Genomic DNA, 10,914 nt, shown 5'->3' on the forward strand with positions numbered 1-10,914 from the left:
TCCACTTTATTTCGCAGTAGATAGATAATGCACATCTTCTCCACTTCGGCATAAAAAAATCCTTTTCGGCCTTGTGTAAAGGACGAAAAGGATTGGGTTTCCGCGGTGCCACCTTTGTTTATAAGTAATGTTACTTATACGCTCAGCAGAAGATAACGGATCTCACCGGCTTTTACCTACTTGTCATGTTCAGTAAAGCTGCATCAGAGGCTACCTTCCTTCACCTTTTTTCGAGAAAACCTTTCAGCCTGCGGGTCTTCCTCTCTTGCGAACAGTGTGAAGTACTCCTCCTCATCATCGCATCTGACTAGATTATGGTTCGTTATATGCTATTTTATCCAAAAGGAAACAAAGAAGTCAAGTTTAATTATAATTTCAATTGTGCATGTTTATTAAAAAATGTTTTATAGCCAAAGTATAAAAATAAAATAACGGATAACGAAACACTGCCAGTGATACCAAGCATAATGGCAATTTGATATTTGATCGCATCCATTGGACCTGCCCCAGACAAGATAACCCCAGTCATCATTCCCGGTAAGAAAACAATTCCCATTCCGACCATACTGTTGATCGTCGGTAAGATCGCTGAATCAAAAGCGTGATTAACAATACCCTGGGATGCTTTATTCGGCGGCGCTCCTAACATCAATGCTGCTTCCACTTCCTTCTTACGTGAGCTGAAGCCTTCAACTAAAGAGCTAACTCCAAGTGTAATACCAGTCATAGAGTTTCCGATTAACATACCTGCAATCGGTATGAAATAACGAGGATCATACCATGGTGAAAACTGAACAACTATAAAATCAAAATAAAGAAAGGCAAATAATGTGCCAGACACCATTGAAATAGCAATAATTTTCTTTAACTCGCTGCTTAATGTTTGTTTTGTGCGTTTATAAATATTGTAAACGGCAAATGTTTCCATAATAATAATAACGATAATCGAGTAAATCATTTTCTCATTTTCAAAAATAAACATGAGTACATAACCAACTAATACAAGTTGTATCGTCATTCTTAGTGTAGCAATTATGATCTCTTTCTCTCGCGGGATTTTACGCCAGCGAACAATCGCTAATAGAATGACTATAAAAATATAAGCGGTAACGAGCTGCCATATCGTAATTTCTAGCATTTCGTTCATGAAAGAGCACCCTCATTCGTTACAATGTCATTCATATAGATAATCTCATCACTATATTTTTCTGCGACTTCTTTTGAATGTGTAACCATGATTGCCGTTTTCCCAGCGTCACGGATTTTCTTTGTAAATAAGTCCATAACCGCTGTTTCCGTTTCTTCATCAAGAGCAGAAGTAGGTTCGTCCATCAAGTAGACTTCGGCATTCATCAAAAGCACACGTCCAACTGCTAACCTTTGTTGTTCACCACCGGATAATTTGTCAGCTTCTTTATCTAAATCTTTTTTCAGATGTAAGTCTTTTAATAAATCGATCAATACCTGATCTTCAACATCTGCTTTATCTGCAAATTGTAATCCTATTAAAAGGTTATCACGAACCGTTCCGTCGAATACAACTGGGTCCTGTCCAAGCATTACCACTTCTCTTCTTAATTGAACAGGGTCTACATCTGTGATTGATTGGTCTTTATAAGCAATGATGCCCTGATCTGGAGTAAGCATACTGTTAAACATTTTTAATAAGGTAGATTTACCACTGCCACTTTCTCCAAATAAGCAGTAGATTTTACCTGATTTAATTTCTAATTTGTTAACCGTAATTATATCTTTAAAAACCAATTGTTTAATTGAAAACATGGCGTCTCCTCCAAAGTGCTAGGTCTATGTAATGTAAATAGAGCAGACACCCAGTTGTATCTGCTCACAATTTTCAGCGAAAATCTCGCTTATCTTCCATTTTCCTAGAAACAAATACATATGCTATGGTCGCAACTACCGTTAATAATGTGTAAAATAGTGTATTTTTCATTTGACTTCCTCCTCTTTGATAGTTCTGTTAAAATGGACGGAATTTACCTTTTTTCAGCACGAGCATCGGCCCACCTAATAAGAACAAGTAACGGTCATCAATCACATTTTTCATCACTTTTGCCTGCATACCATATAATTTATTGCCGTCAAATACAGTACCCATTGCATCACTTCCACCTAAAGATGCAACCGTTCCTTTATCATCGAATTTAAACTCTTGTAATGTTCCGCCATAAATCATAGTTTTAATATTATGTGCACAAACATCTGCTTCCTGTATGGCAATTTGGGCTGTAGGTGGGTATGGTTTTCCAGTTTCGTTATTCATCACCCAGGCACAATCACCTAAGATAAAGACTTCATCATGTCCTGGAGCGAGTAATGTTGCATCTACATTGACTTTACCTTTTGTTAATTCAAAACCGGATTCTCCGACAATACGATTAGCTTGTACACCACCAGTCCAAACTATCGTACCTGCTTTAATTTCCTCTTCATCTTCCCCTACAACAACAGAGTCTGCTTTCACTTCTTTAATCATGGTACCAAGCTTAAATTCGATACCACGGTATTCCAATGATTCTTTCGCATAACTTAATAACTCTTCATCAAAACCAGGTAAAATGGTTGGCATTGCTTCAACATCAATGATCTTTACGTCTTGACGCGGTATATCATATTTTTTACATAATAGCGGAATTCGTTCTGCTAACTCACCTAAAAATTCGATACCGGTGAAACCAGCACCACCTACAACAATCGTTAACATACTTGGATCTGGATTTTTTTGATTACGGTAACGAGCAAACTGATATTCAATATGATCTCGAATCATACGACTCGTGTCGACACTCTGAATCGAAAAAGCATGCTCTTCCATACCAGGAATACCAAATGTCGCTTTTTCAAAACCTAGTCCAATCACTAAATAATCATAACTAATTTCGCCATTTTCTAATTGAACTGTTTTGGCTTCTTTATTAATTTTCACCACTGTATCATGTACAAAATTCACGCGCCGAGTATTAATGACATCGGAAATCATAATTCGAGAGCGATTGACATCAATTGTTCCTGCAGCTACTTCATGTAACCATGTTGTTTGGTAATGATAATTGTGTTTGTTGACTAATGTAATATCCGCTTCTTCTGGTGCAAATTGTTGTGTTAATCGTTTAGTTGTCATCATTCCTGCATAGCCTGCCCCAAGTACAACTATTTTAGGTCTGTTTCCTATCATCGAATCCTTCCCTTCTTGTTATAGATCCATCATAAACTACGATAGTTTTCACCTTTTAAACGATTTGTATGTATCATATCGATCGCTGTCAGTATATCAAAATTGCCATTTTCAGTCTAATAAACCATCCCCTAAAAAACAAATGCTTTTAACTGTAATATTAGTCAAACATGTGTATTATATGGACGACGAACTAATGACCATTCTCTTTAGTGTAGCTATACAACGGTTTTCATTGAGAATACTGGCGTATCGCTCAGGCAGAATACTACACTTGTTTTAGTAAGAAAAACCAGCAAACCCCACCGGTCCATCATTAAATACTAAGTAGATATCAATTACATTGGTAGTAATGAAATCTTTGAACAGCTTGACCACCACTCCTCTTTCCGTAGGGTTTAACTATTCCGAGCAAAAACCCCCCAAAAAATTGGATCCTCAGGTCAAACGAATCCCTTAGGAGTGGAAATGGTGGCCTTCGCTAAGTGCTACTCTAAAACATATGCGAGAGCTAGAAACTTGGTTATCCCCTAAAAGTGCTAAAAAATAGTATTGAAATCTATACCTATGGTTATACACTTTCCTACCTCAAAAATAAAAAACCCTATTTTGTAGGGTTTTATTATTAGTTTGGTTGTACGTTGGACTTGCATTTATTCTGTTTTAGGAATTCTCGAACTTCTTCTACTGTGTAACCTTCCGCTTTCGCTTTTGCGATCAAGTAAATCCATTCACAATCCACGTTTACTTTTGTTGGCATAAACGTATTCCCCTCCTAAAATACACTACTGTATTTCAGGCAGCTCAGCCATCCGAAAACATATGCCTTATACGGACCTGTAACTTTGCGTCCCTATCTCTCAATAGGTTTGCCTTTTTCTGAATATATCTATCCACTATACAACTAACATAACAGTTAGTATAAAACTCAAGCCCTTATTTTCTTATCACTTGCTTAAATTTTACTATATCAGTAGCTTTTTTATATCATTCTTAAAGAATACACTACCGCTAAAATACCCCCCCTAAAAAATAACAATAGATTTTGACGAATCTATAGTACCTATTATCTAGTATATATTCGATACACATCAATCATATTCCTGCATATCTATAAAATTTTGAGAAAATTGAACTAGATAACTACTTTAGTACGTTTGTAGAAGCTTTTTTACCTGTTTTATAAAATGAATTTATTTAAAACTTTCTTTTTGGGTACAATTCTAATTTTACTGCATAAGCTACAATATAACGAATTATTATATCGTGAATGAGGTGATTCTTTGTCTCGTTATTATCGTTATCGTCTACCACCTTGGGCTCGAGAATGGATATTAATTTGTGAACGATGCACACTGCCAATCGTGATCTTCCAGGGGATACGAACAATCTTTATACCAACAACGTTTGATGTTTTATTGTTAGGAATTCTAATTGGTATTCTGATTGCCTTTCAATTAGAATGGATATAATGCGCTAATACGTTTCTTCAAATTGCTCTGACTTTAATGTTTTATAGATAAAATCTTGAAGCTGTAATCCAAATAATAACTTACGATATTCCTGCTCAATTTTGATGGAGCAATTTACATTATTTTTATTTCTGGATGATTGCACACTTGTAAATACTTCGTGAAACCAATTAATTGGCGACAGTAATTGTAAAACTAATAAAGATTTTTCATAATCCGATAAGTCAATATAACGACAATAGATAGAAAAAGAGTCTGTCACTTTCCCCATATCACAATCATGAAATTGAAATAAATATTGATAATAATTTGCTAAATCATAGGTCGGAGATGTCATCAATGCATCTTCCCAATTCAAGAAATATGTGTTTGCTTGTGTGATCACATAGTGAGAAGGTCGTATATTTCCATGACATAAGGTATATTTCATCTCGTTTGTTTCTTCCATTACATCTAAATAAATTTCTTGCCACCTTTCTAGCTGATTAAATGTTTGTTCTATATCACGATAATACATGCAAATTTGCAACTCATAAGGGGACATAAACCGCTTTGCTTCAAAATAACGAACGTACTTTAACATTTGGTCCCGATAGGTGGATAATTCTTGCTGAAATTGCTGTTCCATACCAACTTTGTTTTGTTTCAATGGTGCAATCTGATGATAATCCATCGTTGCAGCATGTAAACGTCCTATTGCATGAATAACAGAAGCATATTCATCAATAGGCTGATCCGTATAATCCTGTTCTACCCATGGCATCAGATAATAAATTTGATCTTGATCATGTACAAATGGTTGATTATTTTTGGCATAATAAATGGGGATAAATCCCAATATCTGTTTTTGTTGTATATATTGTTGAATCGCTTGCCATCTCCCTAAGTCATCTGGATCTAACCTTGACTTCTTTAGAGCATAATGTTGGGAGTTTGCCTTTATTTTAAACACTCTTTCTGTCACTTGCTCAATTTCCTCCGGCTGTAATTGATATGCTTCAATTATTTGTGACCACTCCATTTGTCTTCCTCCTTTTAAAAATTGAAAGCTCAGAACGCTTGTTTCAGAAATGTAGCGACTTCAGAATCAACTGTGAAAAAGGAATTCACTACTTTAATTTTGAAATTTTTTCCTTTCGTAACATAGAAACAAAAAATCCCTTGACTGGACCAAGGGATTAGATCTTAATCTTCTGAGGGTATAGGAATATAAATCAATTGACCTGCCGATATATCCTCTTCTTCTAGACGATTCGTTCTCATGATTTGTCTAGGAGACACTTGATAACGCTCAGCGATAGTTTGCATCTGATCATCAGGTTGCACGATATATAATTTTAATCGAGTATAGCTAGCACTTTCTTCACCAGCAAAAATATTCAATAAATAGGATGTGTCATTTGTCCGCTCTTCTTTTGCTTGGACATGCAGTATTTCTTCTACATTTTCCTCTTCTTCCTCATCACTTTCCAATACAAGGTCATCTTCCGCCTCTCTTACTAAGCCCTCTTCCTGTTCATCTATACTATCTTCTTGTTCAACGGTTTCAGAATCATTTCGCACACTGCTAATATCTACCACTTTTTCTTCTTCTGTTTGATCATTCAACTCTTCTTCTATTTCTAAATGGAATGTATCTTCTTCCTCTTCTTGTGGTTCTTCCTCAATACGATTCTCTTCAAATGATGGTAGAGTATCTTCTTCTTCTTGAATACCTGTTTCAACTTGCGGTTCTTCAATACCTTGAATAGCGAGCGTTGCTTCGATGGCCATTTCATTAGCAGATACTAATGTATAATCAAAATGATCTACTTCAATTGAGACCTCATCTAATGAAGGGATTCTCTCCATTGGAATCGATACATCAATAAGGAACTTATGGAAAAATTCATTAACTTCGTCAGACAATGATTCTACTCGTTCAACAAAGGTTGCGTCTGTTTGGCGAACTTCACTTTCCCTAGGAGCATCGCTTTTAATATACTCTCCTTTCAGTTCCATTACTCCTCTAATGGAAAGTGTGTTACCTATTTCCTCCATTGAAATTACCGGCTCTAATCCAATACCTAACATTTCCTGGATTAGCTGATCCTTGTCAAAAGCTATTGCTTCATGAATATTAAATGTAAAGGCTTCTTGCAAAGCACTTCCCCCTTTCCTTTGCTTAGCTAAGGCGTACTAGCATCTCAATAAACTATATGTAGGTAGCATGAGAAATATGCTTGCTCAGTATCTTTCAGTTTGGTTATTTTCTTGAACTGCTATGTAGTATAAAGAGGTGAAACAGTACTTTTACATTTTATTCAAAACCTGTTGTTGTCTGGTTATTTTTCCCTCAGTTCGTATACATTTCATACTAGCTGACAAATAATGAATATTAGACAACCAACCCTATCAGTACGAAATAATTAAATAAACGTTTGGAACTCTTTCATCCAAACGTTTATTTTCTAATTAAAAGATTGCTTAATGAGTAAAACTTTATTATTCTATTAAACTCATTTATGAAATCAAATTATATGCTCATCACACCGCCTTTAGAAGCATTTGTTACAAGTTTTGAATACCTTCCTAACCAACCTTGTTTGATTTTAGGCTCAAAGGGTTCTAGTGATTTTCTACGTTCACCTAAGACTTCATCCGATACTTTAACATTTAGTATTCGATTTGGTAAATCTATAACCACAACGTCCCCATTTTCAATTAATGCAATTGGTCCACCTTCTGCAGCTTCTGGGGAAATATGTCCAATGGAAATACCACGAGATGCACCTGAGAAACGCCCATCTGTTAGAAGAGCCACTGTACTGCCTAAACCTCGGCCCATAATAGCCGAAGTAGGAGCTAACATTTCTGGCATTCCCGGACCACCTTTAGGTCCTTCATAACGAATAACTACAACATGTCCTTCTCTTACAGCTCCATTATCAATCGCTTCTTGTGCTTCTTCTTGAGAATCAAAAACAATAGCTTCTCCTTCAAATACTTTAATAGCAGGGTCAACAGCACCAACTTTAATGACAGCACCTTCTGGAGCAAGATTGCCATATAAAATGGATAATCCTCCTACCGGACTGTATGGATTATCTTTTGGACGAATAACTTGTTCATTTGTAATGTCATATCCATTAACAAGTTCGCCCATTGACTTACCTGTTATCGTTAAGCGATCCGGATGAATAGCATTAGGGATTTTCGTTAATTCGTTAATAATGGCACTAACGCCTCCAGCTTTATTGATATCATCCATGGAAATATCAGATGCAGGCATAATCTTCGCAAGATATGGAACACGTGCTGCAATTTTGTTAATCTTTTCAAGGTCATAATCTATTCCAGCTTCTCTGGCAATAGCTAATGTATGCAGTACTGTATTTGTAGATCCACCCATCGCCATATCAAGTGCGAACGCATCATCAATCGCTTCTTTTGTAATGATATCACGCGGTTTAACATCTTCTTCAATCATACGAACCAAATGTTTTGCCGCTTCACGTATCAATTCTTTACGCTTATCGCTTGTGGCAACAACAGAACCATTCCCAGGTAGTGCTACACCTAACATTTCCATCAAGCAGTTCATGGAATTTGCTGTGAACATACCTGAACAAGATCCACAAGTTGGACAAGCATTTTTTTCAATATCGTTAAATTCTTCTTCCGTCATCTTACCTGATTTATATGCACCAACACCTTCGAAAACAGATGACAATGAAAGTTGTTTTCCGCTAGAACTTGTACCAGCTTCCATTGGACCACCGGAAACGAAGACGGAGGGTACGTTCGTACGAGCTGCCGCCATTAACATACCAGGTGTGATTTTGTCACAGTTTGGAATATAAAATACGCCATCAAACCAATGCGCATTAATAACCGTTTCAGCACTGTCTGCAATTAATTCACGACTTGGTAAGGAATAACGCATTCCGATATGTCCCATCGCAATTCCATCATCCACCCCAATAGTATTGAATTCAAATGGAATACCGCCAGCTTCAATGATTGCTTCTTTTACGACATCTGCAAACTCACGTAAATGTACATGTCCAGGAATAATATCAATATAAGAATTGCAAACACCAATAAATGGTTTCCCTAAATCTTTCGCTTTTACCTTTCCCGTAGCATATAAAAGACTACGATGAGGAGCACGATCAACCCCGATTTTTATCGTATCACTTCTTCTCATCTGTACACACCCCTTATTTTATTTGTTTAATGTATTTTAAATCGTATGTTGTCTGCTGTCAATATAGTTGTACGACAAAAATAGAAGAAACTTCATACAATAGTTGATGAGGATGTATTTTATGGAAGTGATATCGGGTGATTTTGTTTATTTATCGCGCACTTATATGAATCGAGATAGGGGGAGGTGACTAACCTCCGACCCTCTCACATCACCAAACATACGGTTCCGTATTTGGCGATTTCATTCAAGTCATACGTGAAAATTGATAACGAATAAACAAACTTTCTAGTCCTTGGCTTCCCCAATATCGGTTGCCGAGGGTTCTGTGTAAAATGGGGCTGTTCGCAATCCGCCAATAGGCTTTCCTTGTGTTGGCCCATTCCCACGCTTTCTCCTTCTTCACACCGAACCTTTGTAATTCTCGATACCTTGTCTTGACCAACTTCCATTCTTTCCATCGAATCATGCGGAGTCTACGTTGGATCCAACTATCTATCTGTTTCAGAACACTTGGTGCCTCGGTCAATTGGTAATATCCTATCCAACCGATTAAGTACCGATTTAATCGTTCGATTCTGGTCTCCATACTGATGTTTTCTTTCCTTGATGTTAAGGAACGGATTCGATCTTTGAGCCTCTTAATACTCTCTTTTGGTATGCGAACCTTTGGTCTCTTCTTGTGACTGGTGAAGGAGAATCCTAGAAATTTTCGTCTCCATGGACGATCAATCGCACTCTTTTGTTGATTCACTTTCAGCTTTAGTTTTCCTTCCAGGAATTCCGTCATGTTTTGTCTGACTCTCTGTCCTGCTCTTTTGGAACGAACGTAGATTTGACAATCATCCGCATAACGGACGAAGTGCAGTCCTCTGCGCTCCAATTCTTTGTCCCATTCATCTAAGACAATATTAGAGAGTAAAGGACTTAACGGGCCACCTTGTGGTGTTCCTTCTGTGTTCGACTGAACAAGTCCTTGCTCCATGACTCCTGCTTGTAGATAGCGACGGATTAATGTCAGCACTCTTGGATCGTTAATCCGTTTGCTCAGGGTGCGCATTAAACGATCATGATGTACTTTATCAAAGAATTTCTCTAGATCCATATCTACTACCCAACGACAGCCTTCTTGTATATACCCTCTTGCTTTCCTCACCGCGTCATGACCTCGCCTTTGGGGACGAAATCCATAACTATGGTCCGAAAACTGCGGGTCATATACTTTGGTCAACACTTGTGCGATCGCTTGTTGTAGAAAGCGATCTGTCACGGTTGGAATCCCTAGCTTCCTCTTTCCACCGTCTGGTTTCGGGATTTCGACTCGACGGACCGGTTGAGGTTGATAGGTTCCTGTTTCCAATTGTTGCTTGAGGATTGTCCAGTTCTCTTTCAAATGCACTCGTAGGTTTTGTACGGGCATTTGGTCGATTCCGTGGCTTCCTTTATTCTTTTCTACACGCCATATAGCTTGTAGTAGATTCTCTCGTGACAGTATTTGTTTTAACATTCGTTCTCTCTCCTACGTACATGATCGTTCTCTTTATGTGGTATGTGTTCTCCACCCTTCTCATGTCCCCCACGGGATTCACCGTTTCCTCCATGAGGAAGGAACTTGTGTTTCTGCTTCATCAAACCATACGTATCCCAAGTGATCATGTTCCTTTCCTGATTCCGCCCTTCCCTGTTCCTCTAGAAGAAACAGGTACTATGGCTTCTGCTGACTTCTGATAGTTCAGTGAATGTTCACACATCCGGTTACGGTAAGTGTACCGCTTTGCTATCAGACCTCCCGGGGTAAGCATCTACACTTCCTCCCCATATCCTTGCTTCATTTACTACCTATACCCTTCGGCAGTATGGACTTTGATGTGTTTGGCAGTCTCATCCAAGTATAAATAGCCTTCTATGAAGTTCGTGTTCCTCAAGGCGGGAATTTGCCTCCGACTTCCTTCAGATTCTAGGTCGCCCTAGACACCCTTGTCCTTGGCTAACTGGTACTACTGCCTTCCCAGTTCGGGACTTGAACCCTAGAGTTTAGATGCATGCCCGGCACACCA

General features: G+C 37.8%; 9 protein-coding genes, 1 riboswitch and 1 other annotated feature. Of the genes, 1 reads left to right on the plus strand and 8 read right to left on the minus strand.

Annotation, left to right across the window (positions count from 1 at the left end):
- Positions 1–75: 75 nt before the first annotated feature.
- Positions 76–307 (minus strand) — a binding site (T-box leader).
- A 60-nt stretch (positions 308–367) separates the two neighbouring features.
- The 4 genes from J5J03_RS14095 to J5J03_RS14110 form a co-directional block, all read right to left on the minus strand.
- Complete coding sequence (locus J5J03_RS14095) at positions 368–1,147, minus strand: ABC transporter permease (RefSeq protein ID WP_208590368.1); 780 nt, start codon at positions 1,145–1,147, stop codon at positions 368–370.
- Positions 1,144–1,782: an ABC transporter ATP-binding protein gene (locus J5J03_RS14100; protein ID WP_208590369.1), complete on the minus strand. Its 639-nt coding sequence runs from the start codon at positions 1,780–1,782 to the stop codon at positions 1,144–1,146. The genes J5J03_RS14095 and J5J03_RS14100 overlap by 4 nt, the downstream gene beginning before the upstream one ends.
- A gap of 199 nt (positions 1,783–1,981) precedes the next feature.
- Positions 1,982–3,196, minus strand: a complete 1,215-nt coding sequence (locus J5J03_RS14105) for an NAD(P)/FAD-dependent oxidoreductase (RefSeq protein ID WP_208590370.1) — start codon at positions 3,194–3,196, stop codon at positions 1,982–1,984.
- A 625-nt stretch (positions 3,197–3,821) separates the two neighbouring features.
- Positions 3,822–3,956, minus strand: a complete 135-nt coding sequence (locus J5J03_RS14110) for an anti-repressor SinI family protein (protein ID WP_208590371.1) — start codon at positions 3,954–3,956, stop codon at positions 3,822–3,824.
- 35 nt (positions 3,957–3,991) lie between these two features.
- Positions 3,992–4,080: riboswitch (cyclic di-GMP riboswitch) on the minus strand.
- Between the two features lie 399 nt (positions 4,081–4,479).
- Between J5J03_RS14110 and J5J03_RS14115 the strand changes: the two genes are divergently transcribed.
- Positions 4,480–4,668: a hypothetical protein gene (locus J5J03_RS14115; protein ID WP_083939002.1), complete on the plus strand. Its 189-nt coding sequence runs from the start codon at positions 4,480–4,482 to the stop codon at positions 4,666–4,668.
- A 4-nt stretch (positions 4,669–4,672) separates the two neighbouring features.
- On the opposite strand, the gene J5J03_RS14120 is transcribed toward J5J03_RS14115, so the two are convergent.
- The 4 genes from J5J03_RS14120 to ltrA form a co-directional block, all read right to left on the minus strand.
- On the minus strand, positions 4,673–5,689 hold the full coding sequence (locus J5J03_RS14120; RefSeq protein ID WP_208590372.1) for a phosphotransferase: 1,017 nt from the start codon (positions 5,687–5,689) through the stop codon (positions 4,673–4,675).
- A gap of 164 nt (positions 5,690–5,853) precedes the next feature.
- Complete coding sequence (gene spoVID, locus J5J03_RS14125; protein ID WP_208590373.1) at positions 5,854–6,810, minus strand: stage VI sporulation protein D; 957 nt, start codon at positions 6,808–6,810, stop codon at positions 5,854–5,856.
- 373 nt (positions 6,811–7,183) lie between these two features.
- Positions 7,184–8,857, minus strand: a complete 1,674-nt coding sequence (gene ilvD, locus J5J03_RS14130; protein WP_208590374.1) for a dihydroxy-acid dehydratase — start codon at positions 8,855–8,857, stop codon at positions 7,184–7,186.
- 247 nt (positions 8,858–9,104) lie between these two features.
- Complete coding sequence (gene ltrA, locus J5J03_RS14135; protein ID WP_208585947.1) at positions 9,105–10,364, minus strand: group II intron reverse transcriptase/maturase; 1,260 nt, start codon at positions 10,362–10,364, stop codon at positions 9,105–9,107.
- Between the last annotated feature and the right edge of the window lie 550 nt (positions 10,365–10,914).

Origin of the sequence: Gracilibacillus suaedae, assembly GCF_017599345.1 — a bacterium.
Lineage (GTDB): Bacteria > Bacillota > Bacilli > Bacillales > Amphibacillaceae > Gracilibacillus > Gracilibacillus suaedae.